This is a genomic window from Spirochaetae bacterium HGW-Spirochaetae-1 (assembly GCA_002839375.1).
Classification (GTDB): Bacteria; Spirochaetota; UBA4802; order UBA4802; family UBA5550; genus PGXY01.
Map to the genome: position 1 here is coordinate 398,325 of PGXY01000004.1, position 16,932 is coordinate 415,256.

Annotated in this window: 11 protein-coding genes and 1 pseudogene; 6 read left to right on the forward strand and 6 right to left on the reverse strand. The window is 46.2% G+C overall.

The window, feature by feature from the left end; all coding sequences use genetic code 11:
• Positions 1–10 precede the first annotated feature (10 nt).
• Entirely contained in the window at positions 11–1,066 is a 1,056-nt protein-coding gene (locus tag CVV44_09635; GenBank protein ID PKL39117.1) for a hypothetical protein, read from the forward strand.
• Between the two features lie 70 nt (positions 1,067–1,136).
• Here CVV44_09635 and CVV44_09640 read toward each other — a convergent pair whose 3' ends face one another.
• Positions 1,137–3,173: a hypothetical protein gene (locus tag CVV44_09640; GenBank protein PKL39118.1), complete on the reverse strand. Its 2,037-nt coding sequence runs from the start codon at positions 3,171–3,173 to the stop codon at positions 1,137–1,139.
• A gap of 93 nt (positions 3,174–3,266) precedes the next feature.
• Here CVV44_09640 and CVV44_09645 point away from each other — a divergent pair, with 93 nt between their 5' ends.
• Together CVV44_09645 and CVV44_09650 are read left to right on the forward strand one after the other, a co-directional pair.
• A complete protein-coding gene (locus CVV44_09645) occupies positions 3,267–4,607 on the forward strand; it encodes a hypothetical protein (protein ID PKL39119.1) in 1,341 nt (446 codons plus the stop codon).
• Positions 4,604–5,206 (forward strand): TetR/AcrR family transcriptional regulator, encoded by a 603-nt coding sequence (locus CVV44_09650; GenBank protein PKL39120.1) that lies wholly within the window; start codon positions 4,604–4,606, stop codon positions 5,204–5,206. Before CVV44_09645 ends, CVV44_09650 begins: the two co-directional genes overlap by 4 nt.
• A gap of 17 nt (positions 5,207–5,223) precedes the next feature.
• Here the strand turns inward: CVV44_09650 and CVV44_09655 are convergent, their stop codons facing one another.
• On the reverse strand, positions 5,224–6,825 hold the full coding sequence (locus CVV44_09655; protein PKL39121.1) for an acyl-CoA dehydrogenase: 1,602 nt from the start codon (positions 6,823–6,825) through the stop codon (positions 5,224–5,226).
• A 277-nt stretch (positions 6,826–7,102) separates the two neighbouring features.
• Between CVV44_09655 and CVV44_09660 the strand changes: the two are divergent.
• Positions 7,103–7,756: pseudogene (locus CVV44_09660) on the forward strand (nitroreductase).
• Between the two features lie 396 nt (positions 7,757–8,152).
• Here CVV44_09660 and CVV44_09665 read toward each other — a convergent pair.
• Complete coding sequence (locus tag CVV44_09665) at positions 8,153–8,941, reverse strand: hypothetical protein (protein PKL39122.1); 789 nt, start codon at positions 8,939–8,941, stop codon at positions 8,153–8,155.
• A 251-nt stretch (positions 8,942–9,192) separates the two neighbouring features.
• Here CVV44_09665 and CVV44_09670 point away from each other — a divergent pair, with 251 nt between their 5' ends.
• Positions 9,193–11,091, forward strand: coding sequence for a hypothetical protein (locus CVV44_09670; GenBank protein ID PKL39123.1), 1,899 nt, complete (start codon positions 9,193–9,195; stop codon positions 11,089–11,091).
• 22 nt (positions 11,092–11,113) lie between these two features.
• Here CVV44_09670 and CVV44_09675 read toward each other — a convergent pair whose 3' ends face one another.
• The 3 genes from CVV44_09675 to CVV44_09685 all read right to left on the reverse strand — a co-directional run bounded on the left by CVV44_09675 (position 11,114) and on the right by CVV44_09685 (position 13,698).
• Positions 11,114–11,572, reverse strand: a complete 459-nt coding sequence (locus CVV44_09675) for a crossover junction endodeoxyribonuclease RuvC (protein ID PKL39124.1) — start codon at positions 11,570–11,572, stop codon at positions 11,114–11,116.
• Positions 11,573–11,574: 2 nt separating this feature from the next.
• Positions 11,575–12,324 carry a YebC/PmpR family DNA-binding transcriptional regulator gene (locus tag CVV44_09680; protein ID PKL39125.1) on the reverse strand — a complete coding sequence of 250 codons (750 nt, stop codon included), beginning with the start codon at positions 12,322–12,324 and terminating at the stop codon, positions 11,575–11,577.
• 78 nt (positions 12,325–12,402) lie between these two features.
• Positions 12,403–13,698: a hypothetical protein gene (locus tag CVV44_09685; GenBank protein ID PKL39126.1), complete on the reverse strand. Its 1,296-nt coding sequence runs from the start codon at positions 13,696–13,698 to the stop codon at positions 12,403–12,405.
• A gap of 218 nt (positions 13,699–13,916) precedes the next feature.
• Here CVV44_09685 and CVV44_09690 point away from each other — a divergent pair, with 218 nt between their 5' ends.
• Complete coding sequence (locus CVV44_09690; protein ID PKL39127.1) at positions 13,917–16,931, forward strand: hypothetical protein; 3,015 nt, start codon at positions 13,917–13,919, stop codon at positions 16,929–16,931.
• Position 16,932: the final 1 nt, after the last annotated feature.

The window sequence follows — 16,932 nt, forward strand, 5'->3', positions numbered from 1 at the left end:
CAGGCATGAAATGATAATACAGAAAGGAGTAAAAAAATATTTCATGACGATAAGTTTCTTGAAATCAAACAACGTGGTGAAATGTCTTTTCCTTTCCATGAGTATAGTTATCTCTGGAGCACTGTACACGGCATGCAGTGCCGGATTTGAAGTGCTGTTTGATAAGGATGTCCCGGATGCTCGCTTCAGGATTTACTGGTCGGAAAGCACGGGAAGCATAAAAAGGGCCAGTACCGACGGGAGCCTTCAAGAGGAAATACTCACTGCCACGGGAACACCACTGGACATTGAACTCTATATGCCGGGGCAAAAGATTTACTGGACCGAGGACACGGGGACGCAGTATATTATTAATAGAGCAAATCTTGATGGAACTGGCGATGAAACATTTATTGGTGATATATATTATGTTGCGGCCTATCATGGCCCTTCAGCCATTGCCATTGACCCGGGCAATGCCGTCATGTACTGGAATACATTCCAATATGCCTCAAGTCATAATGATGTATGGCGCTCACCCCTTTCTTCGCCGGCGCCGGTAAAATGGATCAGCAATCTTATCTATGACTATACTTATTGCATCGCGCTTGATACAGTTAACGGCAATATATTGGTCACGGCCAATACTTCCTGGGACACAAATGGGACACTTGGGAGCGGACTGGTCGGAGCGATGCTCACAGGCACCATGGCTGCGGCAGGCACGGGGACAGAGCAATTTTCAGCGTCAGGAGACGGGACAGTCACCCCTTTTGTGCCCCTGAAGGGCATCGCTATAGACGGTTCCGGCGGGTATGTGTATTATGTCAAATCTGAGTCAAATGGTACAGTTATCAGCTCTATTATAAAAAGAACTGACCTCGCTTTCGGGAGCTCCACGGACTGGATTACGGCCGGCGGATTCGTTAAAGACCAGCTCGCCCTGGACCTTCAAGAGGGGAAGATTTACTGGACATCGAAAGCTGATAATAGGATATATCGTGCGAATATCGACGCGCCTGAATCAGGGGTTGAACTTTTTATTCAGTTAACAGCCGCTCCCATGGGAATTGCCATATCCCCATAAAAACTTTTCCGGCATTCATGCGAACAGTATCCTTGGTTTTTGAACGGGCCGAAAAATTTTGCCGTCGTTATTACAATGAATATTTTTCAAGAAGATCTTGAAGCGGCAGGGGCCGTGAAAAGTAATATCCCTGGTAAAGCGCGCATCCATGCTTTCGGAAAAAATCAACCTGCTCCGGCTGCTCAAATCCTTCGGCAAGTACCGTCAGGTTTAAGGATTTTCCCAGATCAATAATATATTTTGCCAGCATTTCCTTTTTCTTGTCTCCCGGTACGGGACGGACAAAATCCATATCGATTTTAAGAATATCCACGGGGAGTTCAGCCAGATAGCTGAGAGAGGAAAAACCTTTGCCAAAATCATCAATGGCAATAATAAATCCCTTGTTCTTCAGCCTGGCCAGGCTTTCCCGCGCCATAAGTATATTATCCATGAGAGTGGTTTCGGTAATCTCAAGAATCAACCGTCCCGATTCAATTGAATGCTGTTTTGCGAATGAGGCAAGAAAATCGCCGTATGCGGGATCGGTGAGCTGTGCGGCGGACATGTTTATACTGATACCCAGCCTGTTTTTTATTTTCATCTCCATATCGTAAAAGGCCTTTCGGACGACCAGGTTGTCAAGGTCCTTCATGAGGCCCGCTTTTTCGATTAAAGGAATAAAATTCCCAGGGCCGCCTATTTCGGGATTATTATTGGTGCACCGCAGCAGGGCCTCGGCGCAAACTATCTTGCCTTCCGTGTCGACGATGGGCTGATAATGTAAGACAAATTCTTCATTGACGATGCAGTTTCTGAGAAGATTGACCGTATTTATATTTCTCGCCGAGCCTTCCAGCAATGCTTTGTCGAAAAAGATATAGGTATTCTTTTTTTTCTTTGCACTGTGTATTGTGCTGTATGCATTGTTCATAATGATATCGGGATTCCCGCCGTCGCGGGGGACGAGGAGTATGGCAATACTGACTGTCATGAGATATGACTCCTTTTCCAGGAAGAAGGGGTTTCTCAGGCTTGATATTATTTTTGCAGCGAAATCGCCGGCTTCTTCATTGGTGGCAGCCCCTTTCATTAAAAACGCGAATTCATCACCGCCGATACGGTACAGGGTGCCGGCATGGGCAAAATTTTCAGCCAGTCTGCGTGAGAGCAATCTGAGGAGTTCATTCCCCACGGATTCACCATAGGACTCATTGATATTCTGGAAATCGTCAATGTCTAAAAAAAACAGAGACATGTTTATGTCATTATGGAAAGACGTATTCAGTTCGTTCAGTAAATCATTTTTAAAACAATGCCTGTTGGGCAGTCCCAGAGCCGGATCCTGATACAGGCTTTTATTTATGGTATTTTGAATGTCGATGAGTTTCATTCCGGAAATAACCGAGATATCGGTTATCGAGAAAGACATAAATACTATGAAAATAACAATGCCAAGCGAAAAATGCGGGAAGCCGGCGTAAGGAGACCCGTCTCCCTGGCTGGTGAAGACAATGATATAAATATAATAAAAGACGATATAACTGCTTATAACAAGGCCGGTGAATATGTTTTTTATGGGAAAGCTGCTTTTGTTTTCCATTTCCGATATCAGCATGAGAATAATGGTATATATCAAATAGACCGCAAAGAGAATGTTTCTTATACTGTATAATAACCCGGGACTCAGCACGCGTGCGGTTCCACCATTGACTGCCATGTTAATGGCATCATGTATAAAAATCAGTTCATAAATAATGGCGGCGGCTATCAGGCCCGAAGCCATAAGCCCGCCCAGGAAAAAGCCGAGGTTGATTTTTTTAAGGGGTCCTTTCAATACATACAGGCGCCCGAGATAATAAGGGGCCATGAATAAAAATAAGAGCGGAATTAGTTCTTTTAGTAAGACTAAAAACCTGGCAGTATCTTCATGAGGCATGGTAATGGTGAAAAAGTCGGTGAAAACATCGCTCAGAAGATAGAGGGAAGCCAGGCTGGTTATTATCAATGACGCCCGGGTATCCTTCCGCGGCACTTTTAAATATATATAAAGATAATTAATCAGAGCAAAAAGAATCAGACCCGAGAATGCAATTTTAAGGTTATAATATAGTAAAATAGGTTCCATGGTTTTTGTTTACCTGTTAATTATTGTGTTAAAGGGTGAAAAAGTCATTGAAAATACGGTAACCTCTGGTAACATTATCAAATCTTTCAGGTAATGTCAAATACGATGAAAATAAAATTCACCAGATCCATTGGTTTTAAAATACTATTTTTCTACATGATGCTCGCACTAATTAATGTCTCCTTTATAATTTTTATTTTATTTGAAAATCAGGTAGACCTTATCAGTAAGAATTCCAAGCTGGAAGTTGAACAGCAATTTTCAAATTTGATCGATGTTATAAAAAGATCTTCGGATGAGATACTGAAGGGAACCTTGTTTGTGCACGACAATAAACAGGAACATGTTCATCAATTTATAGAATTGATTAAGCCGTTTGCCACGAATTTTTTCATCATAACGGATAAAAACGAGGTCATCTATAAATCAGACGCGAAACTGGATACTCCGGCGACAATGGTTAAGGACGCTCTCAGGTCGATTACCGTAAAAAATTTTTCGGGTAAAGAATACTATCTCCGGATAGATGATAAGAAAAAAATTATGTACTGCTATATTCCCTTCAGTGATATTCACTCGGGAAACACGATACTGCTTGTGGTCAAAGATATGAGCGGGATTAATGAGTCGATGCGGAATCTTTATAAGCAGGCTATCTTTGTTATTATTGTCATGCTTTTCTTTCATGCAGTATTTGCCCTCACGCTTTTTAAATATATAATACGTCCTTTAAAACAGCTCAACCAGGGTGCGAAACAAATATCGGAAGGGAATCTTGAAACCCGTATTTCATTGACCGGGTCACAGGATGAATTCGAGTCTCTCGCCGAATCTTTCAATACCATGGCCGGATCAATACATAAAAACATGAAAAAATTAACGGGAGAAATCGAATCTTCGCGTGAAACAATAAAGAGAACCGATAATTTGACGGTGAAAGACGGCCTTACCGGTCTTTTCAGTCGGGCATATATAATCGAGCGTATCCAGGAAGAAATAAAAAAATCTATTAAGAGCAATAATGCTGTTGCGATAATTATGATTGATATTGATAATTTTAAGACTATCAATACTCTTTATGGGTCAAGTTCGGGAAACATAATATTGTTTGAAACTTCCAAAATCATTACCAGGAATAGTACTGAAAATGATATAGTGTCGCGTTTTGCTGACGACAGTTTTATTGTCTTATCAACCAGTTCTTCAATTGAATATGCTGCAAGCCTGTCAGAAAAGATACGGGCAGAAATTGAGAATAATTCAGTGGTAACCCCTGACGGGGTTTTTACAGTAACCGCGAGCATTGGCGTATCGCTTAGAGAATCTCAATCCCTGAGAGATATTGAAGCTGACCATGAACTGTTAGTATCAGCTGAGAACGCCCTGTCGCAGGCAAAAAAAACCGGAAAAAACAGAGTGGAGATCATCGCCTGAAAACCAATAGAAAACAGGAAACGTCATTCGGTGCACATAGAGAACAGGAGCGGGAAGCACGGCGCGATATCATTGTAGCGGCTGCGGAGCGGGTGTTCGCGCTTAAGCCCTTTGACCAGGTGAGCATTCGCGATATTGCCCGAGAGGCGGGAATATCCCACGCGCTGATTTATCGCTATTTTCCGGACCAGCAGTCTCTATTTGTCGAAGCGTTCCTTCGGGGAGCCGGAGAACTCATGGATCTTATCGCCGCTGTGGAGAAAGAAGGAATAGAGTCCATGGCGGAAACATACCTGCGCTTCCTCATCGATAACGATCAATATTTCCGCATGATGACCCATTTCATGCTGGATGGCTCTCTGAGCAGTGAGTTGACGGAGCGTCTCAACGCCATGGAGCGCATGCTCCTGGACCGCCTTGACTGCTTCTTCCCGGAGACAGGCCCTGAAGGCGGCTCGCGGAAACTCTCCCACGCTTTTTTTGCTGCGATGAACGGTGTACTCATCTCCTTCAGAAATTATCCGGGAAGAAACAGGAGCGAGGTCACCGACCATATGCTTCAACTGGGCCGCATTATTGCCGCAAAATTCAAGCAGTAACGAAACCCGTGGATTGACTACCGTTCACTTTCCTCAACTTCAGCGAGCGCCAGATCCTGGTATGAATGAAAAAGGTTCGTGCTGAATCGGTCCCATCGACGGCAGATATCAATCGTTTTTTCATCATCGCCAAAAAGATGAGGGTGGGCCGTCAGCTCCTTGATCTCGGCTGCATATTCCCGGATAAGGGAAGGGTCGGCGCCTTGAAGAACCGATGTGATAAAATCCTCGGGTTTATACCAGCCGGTCGCTTTATTAACATCGTTATGTATCTGGGTTATGAGCACATTTCGGGGCCCTTCCCAGAGCTCGTTGATGGCAGCGTCCCGGTAGAAGCGCGGCAGGGATGAGAAATCCTCCATGACACCGTGTCCGCCGAAAATAGACATTGCCCTGCGCGTCAGGTCGGTAGAATCGGCCGCCGCAGTTATTTTCTGGAGCATTATGAGCTCTCGCACGTTGAAGCGTTTCTGCCGCATTGCCGGCGACTCGTCCGAGGCAAGGCCCCCTTTGAGGCCTCCCTCCAGGCCAAGAAACTCACTGTAAAGTTTAAAGGAGCCCGCCGTGGTCCTCCGGGAAATTGTGTCCATTTCACGCAGCTGCAGCTTCACCAGGGGGAAGGCGCCGATCCGCATGGTGAAGGCATCGCGGAACTCGCTGTATTTTTTTGCCTCACGATAATTGCGGGCCATGCCGGCACCCGAGGCGAGGCCCACGGTAAGGCGGGAATAGGTAAGAACAATACCAACGACGTTTGCCAGGCCTTTATCCAGGGGCCCAACGGGATAGGCGACGGCGCCGTTGAAGGTGAGCTCAGCCGTGGTCAGTTCGCAGGTTCCCATTTTCCACTTGATCCGGTCGATGGTGTACCCGTTGCGTATTTCCTTCTCCCTGTTTCCCGGAAGCCATGAAGGCACCACGAAGAGGGCGATCTTTTCAGAGCCATGCGGTTTTGCCGTCACTACGGCGTAATCGGCGTGTGTGGCTGAACAGAAAAATTTAGTCCCGTACAGGCGCCAGGACCCCTTCTCCTGCACCGCTTCGAGAATATTGGCCCCTACATCGGAACCACCCTGTATTTCCGAGAGGTACTGGGCACCAATAGCCACATGGCCGTCGATCCCCTCTTTGCAGTGCAAGAGGATGCGTTTCGTTTCCGGTGTATCAGCGTATTTCTCCAGAAGTTTCACGAGCCCCTCGGTGCAGGTCAGGGGACAGGCGATCCCGGCCTCGCTGTTCTGGTAGATGATGTACATGCCGATGAGCTTCTCCCATGGTGTAATAGAATCGGAAAACAGGCGTTCGCCGAACACTTCACGTTCCATGACTTCAATCTCGTGAGGTCGCACGATCCGGTCGATCCGGTTATGATGGCCATCGTAGTGCAGCATGAAGGGCCACTTCTCGGGCCGGGATATGGCATCGGCCATGTCGCGCCAGCGGAAGGATGCCTTTCTCGATATTACGCGCGCCCGGGTGTCGACCTTTTCACTGTCGGGGCCGCAGAAGTGTTTTACTACTTTGTGTATGAAGGGATCGTCGGCATAGTAATCGACATTTTTGCGCCATTCGAGATATTCGCTGAAGCTGTAAGGGTTGTTGCGATTTGGCTGTGACATGGGGGCCTCCAGGGATGTTATGGAGATAAAAAGTAACCATTGGTAAATATAGTAACCAGTGGTAACATAATGTCAAGCTTTTTCCGCTCAGGGTATACGATATTCATTTTGCATGGGATTTTTAAATATATCATTAAACTTAAAAATACCTTGCCAGCCGGGGACGTTCTGCCAATAATCAGAAATTATGGTTACCTGAGACCAGTTCGGGTGGCGGCGCTATATTCATATCCAGGGAGGATCAATAATGAAAAGGCAGATTTATTTGAAATTATTTATGCTTACAGTTCTGACAATCTTTTTAATCGGCTGTTCCGGCAGAGATTTAACAGTCTCAGTTGAGGGAATGAATACCATTCAATTGCCTCCACCTGAAACAAAAGGCGGCAAACCGCTTATGGAAGCCCTGAAAGACAGAAAGTCTTCAAGGAATTTCAGCGAAAAGAAACTTCCCGACCAGGTCCTCTCAAACCTCCTCTGGGCCGCGTTCGGCCTGAACAGGCCTTCTAAAAATTTGCGTACGGCACCCTCGGCAGTCAATTGGCAGGAAACAGATATCTATGTCGCTCTTGAGGAAGGTATATATATTTATCAATATAAAGAACATGCCTTACGCCCCGTGGCGAAAGGAGACTTCAGGGGCATAACAGGGAGCATGCTGCAGCCTTTTGTAAAGAAAGCGCCGGTAAACCTGGTATATGTCGCTGACTATACAAAAATTGGAGTTACCGGTTTTGCCGTGAGTGATGAGGAAAAGGCCATGTACACATCGGCACATTCAGGCTTTATCGGTCAGAATGTGTATCTCTACTGCGCTTCGGAAGGGTTATCAACAGTTATTCGGGGCATGGTAGACAGGGAGAGTCTCAAAAAGGTTTTATCGCTGACGGATAAACAGAAAATCATACTCGCCCAGACGGTCGGCTATCCCGCGGATAAAAATTTGCAGAATGAGGCGCTTGACCTCTCAGGTGTCAAAGACGGCGCATACGACGGGAGTTATAAAACCGATACGTTCACCTATGAGGTGAGAGTTTTTGTAAAGGCAAATAAAATTGAAAAGATCGAGGTGCTGAGTTTTCAGAAAAATAAGTATGATACAGCCGTCAAAGAAATCGCCGACCGTGTTACTAAAACCGGGTCTCTTGAAGTTGATACAGTGACCGGCGCGACACAATCAAGCGAGGCGGTTATTAATGCTATCCGTGATTCCCTCAGAAAGGCAGGAAAGAATAAAAACTGATGATGCCACACACCAGCTCCTTCGGACATAAAAAAGGGGTACCCGGTACGGGCACCCCTTGTATAATCATTATGCACGATAAAATTAAATATCGAACTGATAGGTTACGGACAGGTTATAGTTGCCGACACCGGCAGCTCTCCATGAACCGGAGGCAGACTCATCCTCAACCGAAGCCACGACGTCCATTCGATAGAGGAACATCACGAGAAGTCCCATATCCTCCAGGGCAACGCCGAGACCGGCTTCAAAACCGATACCGAAACTTTTAAAATCGAGTGAAGTATCGTGACCATTTATCTTTTTTATCGGTGCTGAATCAAGTATCAAACCGAACTGTAGTGCAAGGGCGGCGCTGCCGAAGGAGAAGGTGCTGAGGTCACGGATACCTGCACTCCAGCCGGTACCTACTTCATCATAATTGAATGATGACTCAATCTTTGCACCCCAATACCGGAAACCGCCATAGAGAAGGGTATATCCCATATCGCCGGGCTCACGCGCCAGTATGAGGCCCAGGGAGAGGTCCAGGACATTGTAATTGAACTTATCAATTCCCGAAGGATTGCCGTCTTTATCTTCAAGGTCTTGGGCGCCAGCATACTGCCAGGAACCCAGCAGTGCAAGATATTTCCAGGTTAACATGCCGCCGAGATGAACGCCCATACCGTTCCCTGAATAGAAGTCACTTGTTTCAGCATTATCCCCCACTCCAATACCGTATATGGCGGAGCCATAGCCGATACCGCCATTGGCATAGATTGCAATGTCGGTGCTGTTTGCTCCGCCGCCGCTATCGTCCATCATATCCTGGGCGCTGGCGGTGAAAACAAATCCTGTTGCGAAAATTAATGCCAGTAAAATCTTTTTCATATACTGCTCCTTATTCCATTAATTAAAACGCTATATTAATGTGATTTTATGGTAAAATAGCAAGAATAATTTTAAATATATGTATTTTTCAGGTGAAGTAGTCAGGGGTGTGTATATGTTAAACTTAAACAACCACGACAGGCTGAAATGACTCACAAGATGAATGCATCAATTCGTCACTGATATATGCCGATATACATTATAGTGTTGCTTTGTTGTACTATAAGTGCTCCTTTAACAGGTTGTGATATATGACGGCCATGAAGATCAGGAATATCATCGAAAAGAAGCGTATAACAGATGCGAATCTATATGAGCTTATAAGGCCCGGCGACAGGATATTTTTCTCCAGCGGCCCCGTGACTCCCGTTACGACCCTGCGGGGTATAATGAATACCCTGCACGGCAACCTCAAGGATCTTGAATTCATTATGACGGCACCCATACAGGCGTTTTTCCAGGACCAGGACTGTAACCTGGGCAAATATCGACTGAAGACATTTATCGTTGGAGAAAATATAGCAAAAAAATATGCTACAAGTTTCATTGATTTCATTCCTACAACTATCGCCGAGCTCCCTTATCTTTTTGTATCGGGAGCGGTGGAAACCGATGTGGCTATTGTCCAGGTGTCCACTCCCGACAGGGCGGGGAACGTATCGCTGGGCCCGGTTCATGATATAACGCGGCTTGTCGTTGACAACACTCCCCTGGTCATCGCTGAAATAAACCCCCATGTTCCCCGGACTCACGGTGAGACCTCCATTCCTTTGAATGCCTTTGATTATATTATCGAGCGTAATACTCCCCTTCTGTCAGATGCCGGCAGGGAAATGGACAAAACGGAGATGGAGATCGGGAGACATGTTTCCTATCTCATCGAGAACGGTGCAACGCTATCAATGGGACTGGGAAGTGTATTTAATGCCATTGCAGCATCTTTAAGAGACAAACAGGATTTGTCTATTTGTTCCCATGTCGTATCTGATTGGATAATTGACCTTGTGGAATCCGATACCATGGCAAGGAATTGTGCATTTAATAGCCGGGGACCGGTAGCGACCACATCGTGCATCGGTTCAGAAAACCTCTTCCGATTCATTGACAATAACCGGGCCGTGGCCGTTCTTCCGCTTATGAATTCCTATTATCAGAAGGAGCTGAGCAGGATAGCGCGGCTGACCAGCATTGTGGATGTGGAGAAAATTGATGTTTCGGGTGACACCGTTTCAATTGCGGGAAATGAATACAATCTGGACGGATTCGATAGTAAGCTCAATTTCTCCACGGCTGCGACGCACTCCCGTGACGGGAAATCCATTGTAGTTCTGCGATCCACCAATGAGCAGGGACAGAGCAATATCCTCATCACCCATTCCGACAGGCCTGAGAAGGTGAGGTCCATGCTGGGGAGCACACGGTACGTGGTCAGTGAATTCGGCATTGCTGCAGTTTTCGGGAAGACTATCAGGGAGCGGGCCATTGCCATGATCGACATTGCTCATCCGAGGCATCGGGAATCCCTCATACTGGAGGCGAAACAGGCGGGAATCATGTACCCCGATCAGATATACTGTGTAGACCATGCCATGAATTATCCCCGGGACCTGGAGGAAGTAAAAAAAATACGTCGCAGCGGGGAGATATTGTTCAGGCCCATCAAGGTCTCCGACGAGGAAATGATGCGGCGCATGTTTTATAAAATTTCGGAAAACACCGTGTATATGCGATATCTCGCATCGGTAAGAACCATGCCACACAGCAGGATGCAGCCCTATGTCAATATTGACTACCGCAATACACTCTCCCTTGTGGGTATTGTCCAGAAAAGAGGAATTGAACACATTATCGCCGAGTGCCGTTTTGCCTGGAGTGACGATGAAAAAACGCATGAAATAGCATTTATCGTTGATGAGGTATATCAGGGCATGGGCATCGGGAGTTACATGGTGGACCGGATCATCGGTATTGCCCGGGACAGGGGCATTTCAAAACTCACGGCCTATGTCATGACGGAGAATGAAAAAATGTCCAGGGTTCTGGAACGGGCCGTGGTGCTGCCTGATCTTCGGCAAAATGAACATGAAAAGGAATATACTTTTTCCCTCAATGACGGTCTTGCCATAAGGGATATGTATACGGTCATATGAGAGCCCCGGCATCGAGGGTTCTTTACAATCGAAAAGAATGGCAGGCAGCCACGGCCAGGGCGTCGGCGGCATCATCGGGCCGGGGGATGTCCTCCAGCTTGAAGAGCTTCTTAATCATGGACTGCATTTGTTCTTTTGAAGCCCGACCATAACCCGTTATGGCCTGCTTGACCTGGGAGGGCGTGTATTCGCAGTAGTCAAGTCCCGCCTGTTTCAGGGTGAGGATGATGACGCCTATGGTTTTGGCCACATCCAGGGCCGTGGTGGTATTCCTGGAGAAGAAGAGTTTTTCCATTGCCACGTGCTGCGGGTGATAGGTTTCGATGAGCTGCTTAAGCCCGGTGTGGATATCCAGGAGCCTGTCGTCCAGGGGCATTCCCTTTTCCGTGGTGATGGTGCCGTACTGCACCATCACGAAGTCCTTCTCAATAATGGACCACCCGAGGATTCCGTAGCCCGGATCAATGCCCAGTATGCGCACGGTTATTCGCTCAATTTCGCCATTATGTCATCGGGGATGTCATAGTTGGAGTAGACGTTCTGAGCATCGTCCTGATCTTCGAGCTGTTCCATGATGCGGAGGCACTGGCCTGCCTTTTTCTCGTCAAGCAGGGTGGTTGTTTTGGGTATAAAGGTTATCTCGTTTACCGACACCTTGATATTTTTCTCCTGGAGGAATTCTGAAACGGTGTTGAATCCTTCAGGCGTCGTGATGACGGTGATGGCGCCGTCTTCGGTCTTGATGTCCTCAACGTCAAAATCCAGAAGCATCTCAATGACATCATCCTCGGTGGTCTGCCCCTCGTCTATGACTATCATTCCCTTTCGGTCAAAAAGATAACTCACGGAACCGTTTTCTCCCAGGTTCCCGCCGTTTTTTGAAAAGATGGTGCGGATTTCAGGTGTGGTCCTGTTTTTATTGTCCGTGAGGCAGTCAACCATGATTGCCACGCCGCCGGGCCCGTATCCTTCATATCTCACTTCTTCATAGATGACACCCTCCAGCGATCCCGTTCCCTTTTTGATAGCCCTGTCAATGTTGTCATTGGGCATGTTTACCGCCTTGGCCTTGTTGACGGCGGTTCTGAGACGCGGGTTGGCATTCAGATCGTCGCCGCCGTTTTTTGCCGCAACGGTTATTTCCCTGATTATTTTTGTGAACATGGCGCCTCTTTTGGCGTCGATGGCTCCTTTTTTGCGTTTAATGGTAGCCCATTTTGAATGACCGGACATATCGGTATCCTCCCTGTTGTTTATAGTAGAATTGTCAGATTTTTCGAAATTTAGAATTCTTAAGGTTCCTGCAACAGTTTAATAACCCCGTTTTATTTTCAACTGTAATTTTATGATTCTGTCCCGGGCTTCATTGGCATTATAGTCGAAGGAAATGGTCTCACGGTACCAGTTTATGGCTTCATCATATTTTTCCAGTTTATCCAGGGACCGGGCCAGGTTCCAGCGGATAGCACCGCCGTTGAGCACGGCATAATCGTGTTTCTGCCTGTTAAGATCAAGGGAGAGTTTGCCCTTCTCACCCTGGAGATATTCGAATTCTTCGAACTGCTCGTAATCCTGGTTTTTCAGCAGTCCTGTTTTGATGGCCGATATTTTTTTATCCAGTTCACCTATGCGGGTTTCCGTTTCATTTATTTTTTTCAGAACCTGTTCCTGGTACCCAATGGTCTCCCGGTAGTTTGCAGCTGCCTTCTCATATTTCAGGTTATGGAGAAACATGTCCCCTCGGTACTCATGGGCCTTGGACCTTCGGAATATTTCCGTCTGCGGAAGGAGTTCCAGGGAGCGTTCAAAGGATTTCTGGGCAAGGGCGAAATTGCCGGTCCTTTTAAAAGCGATATATCCCAGGGCGAAATGGATGGGGCCGTCATCAGGTTTGTTCTCCAGGTAGCGGATATAGTATTTCTCAGTGTTGAGGTACTGGCCCAGATCCTCATGAAGGTTCCCGGCCATGAGCAGGAGACGGGGTTCAATGGTTTCACCGCTCTGATCAATATATCGTTCAAGATGAAAGAGGGCCTTTTTTTTCTCACTGGTCCGGGCAAGGTCCAGGCCCAGCTCAAGGCTGTATCGGTACTGCGCGGTATTGAGTGTATAGGCCGTTTCAAGGGAATCGACATAGGCCTGGAACAGTCCCTCCTTTTTAAAGGCCTGTGAAAGGTCGTAGTAGATGGCATCATCTTTTCCGTATTCGATCTTTTTATAACGCAGGGCCATGATGAACTGGTTGATGGCCCTGATATACTCCTTTGTCCCGGCGTAGCATCGGCCGGCATAGAGGTGAAGTGTATACAGCTCGCTGTTTTCTTCTATGAAAAATCCCCGGGCCTTTCTGTCCCTGAAGACCGCCTTCAGGTCTATATCCTGTTCAGTATTTTTCAGGGAGATGAATTCCGTGGGAACACGCTTGTCCTCAACCCTGGTGCTGTATATTTCATCAAGATTCTTCAGGATGATGGGGAGCGCTTCCCGGAACTGCCCCCGGTCATGAAGCTGCCGGTATGAGGCATCCCCTTTCGTTTCCTGGGAATGGAGATTTATGACAGACATTAGTATCAATATGACTGGAATGATATGGGCTATTGTTTTCATGATAGTATGGTCCGGTTTCTTTATCGGTATATTAGCCGGGACACATTACAGGCATTCCGGGAAATCTCCTGATGTACGACGGTGCAGGCAATACTCTAAAATAAGAATAATATCCTTTTGCCGCAAAGAAAAGTAGTTGTAATTATTTATTGTTTTTTCTCTTATAATTTAAGTATGCATTAACGTTCCTTAAAAAAACCGCTACTGGAGCTTATCGAATGTCCAGATTGAAAGAATTCAGCTATTCAGATGTAAACCAGCGAAGACTAATATATGCCAGTTCTCTTTTGAGTTCTGTGTCCATCGCGTTCATTCTTACTGATTATATATATTCGTTGAAATATTATTTTTATTATTTCCCCGTATCGCGCCTTGTCTTTTTTATCGCACTCTGTGCCCTTTTTCTGGGGAACCTGGCAGGCAAGCTTCTCTTCTCCCGCATGGAAAAAGGGAGGGTGCTGATAATTATTGTCGACGTGCTTTTCATTTTTGCAGCCGTCCCTTATCTGCTCCGCTTCTATCTGCTGCCGGGAATTGATGAACCTATCGTGTATGTCTTTTCCCTGTGGATGTACGCTATTCCTCTTTATATCTTCATACTTCTTTTTCTGGTGGGCATTAAAATTAATTATTTCCTGAAAGTTTCCTGCGGTGATTTCATTGATGAAAAGCAGGGGCTGGTTATGCTGCTCAGTCTTATGCTCCTGGGTTTTTTTCTTGGCCTTGGAATTTCTTCCGCACGATTTTTACTTGCGGCATATATTCCCTGGTCCGTGATGAACGCGGCTGTAGTAGTCTTTCCCGTGTTAATGATCCCCCTGACGGTTATTTTGCGGCTGTCCTATAATCCTTCTCCCATGTTTGCCCGTCATTTTGAGGAGGAGACGGAAAGCAGGGAAGAGGAAATCGCCCACCGGGATGATCTATTTTTTACCTATCTGAACTTTTCCTATATTTTCATGTATGTTTATCTGGGGTATGTCAGTTTCATAAAATTTTACGGGGATATCTATTATATAAAATTTATATTTATGGGCGTAATACTGTTTTCGTTCCTGGCGGGATTTCTTCTGAGCAGGTTTTTCAGACTAACCTCGTGGCACATCTATGCCGAGATGCTTTTCCCTGTTTTTTTCCTTTCATATGTTTTCGTGCTGTATCGGCTGGGCAGCCTGCTTCCTTTTTACTATGGCATGTGTCTTTTCATAGCACCGGCGATTTTTTTCAGTTTTGTTATCCTGCAGAATATCAATACGCTCATGGCTAATTTTGACCACAAGAGGCGTTTCAGGATTATTGATTTTTCCCTGCTTATACTGCCTGTTCCTCTACTTGCGGTCATGGCTCTCACCGAATTCACCTACCGCTGGTATTTCATACTGATTTACGTACTCACCTTTTTGAATATTATCATTCCCGGCCTTTACCTGGTGAACCGGCAGATGAAGAATTACAAAAAGGCCGTATATTTTATTTTCGCACTTCTGTTTATTCCCGTTATAATCGTCATGCATGTTTATTTTAAGATACCTCTGAACAGCGATATTTACGTGAGCAGGATGCATAACTTCAGAGAGATCAAGAGCACCAACATCAACGCCCTGTATATAAAAACCGAGGCCATGGTGACCATGAACGGCTTTCCTGTATTTAAAATGGAGGACAGTATCATCCGCAATATGAAACGTGCCTTCATCGCCATTGCCATGCACCACGAGGATATGCAGAAGCGCATCCTCATCATCGACGGCAACCAGAAATTTTTCAGGAATCCCATTTTCGCTTATTTCAAGAATGCACTCTGCGTGGACCCCCTTTCGGAGGAGAATGTGGATCACAACCGGCTTCCCATCGCCGGGGAGCAGCTCTATATCCCCGATGAGCAGGATATTATGATCTACCTTTACAGGGAAAAAAGAAAGTTCAGAACTATTGTTGATAACCCGAACCTTCTTGATCAGACCATGAATGAATTCCGCTTTTCCCGTGTTTATTACGCCATGCTGAAGGAACGCCTTGAGGAAGGCGGGATGTTTGTCCAGACCTTCCATACGGACCTGAGTGACCCGGCGCTGGTAAATCTGGCCGTGAAAAACATGGACGATCTCTATAAAAATCATATCGTGTATCTTTTTTCTGATATACTGGTTGTCCTTTCATCGGACAACGATTTCCGTTTTTCTGAAAACAACAGAAATATGATTCTGGACTTCATGCATAACAAGAAGGAGCCGAAGAACCTGTTTTTCGATGAGACTCAGCTATATTCACACCTGCTCTTCACCGACCTGGGGGACCTTGCCAGGTTCCTTCCGGAAGACCAGGGGAAGACCATTAGGCGATTCAGACCAGTAACGGGAAAGGCTTTTGCCGACCGTGAGATTTATGATCTCATGGGTTCCAGGAATGATGCCATCACCGGGCTTGTGAGCCATGACCAGAAAGACTTCTATTTCGGCCTTTTCCTCAGGAATGCCCTGGCGCGCAATGCCGATATATTGAGCAAGCTGAAAAAAACAGAACTCGCCGAAGCGGAAAAACGTTACGAGGATGAAACGACTTTTCTCTTTGACCTGAAGCGTTACACGGAATACATGACGGAACTGCGCAGTTATCTCAATGTTATTCTTTCCTACAAGGAGGAATATTATTTCAACGCGGCTTTGCGTCTGGAGAAGGACAGGAACTGGGAGGGAGCAAAAACCCTTTACCGCGCCATTCTTATAATCAACAAGGACAATTTCGAGGCCAATTACCGGCTGGGGCTTCTCTGCCTCACACTGCAGGATCTGGATAATTCTTTCATCTATCTCCAGAACGCCATGAAATTGAGAAAGGACCACCCCAAGGTTCTCTATCTCATGGGTGTTCTCTACTTCTCCATGGGGAGGATACAGGATGCAATTCAATATCTGAACCAGTCCCTTCAGCAGCGGGAGAAAAATTCATCCATCTTCCTGTACCTGGGCCTTTCCTATGAAAAACTGGGAAACCTGGCCGAGGCCAGGGTCAATTATGAGAAGGCGCTGCTTGAAGATCCCAATGACGTGACGATCCAGGCCCGGATAGACGGTATAAACAAAAAGAACGAGGATGAAAAGAATAAATGGAAAGTTGAGTCGCCTAAAAATGCCATGGAGGACGAGAAGGACGAGGAAATGCCCCTTCCTATTAATAAATCGGCCTACGAAATCAGGCTCGGCGACGAAGAAGAAAAAACGGATCAGAAGTAGA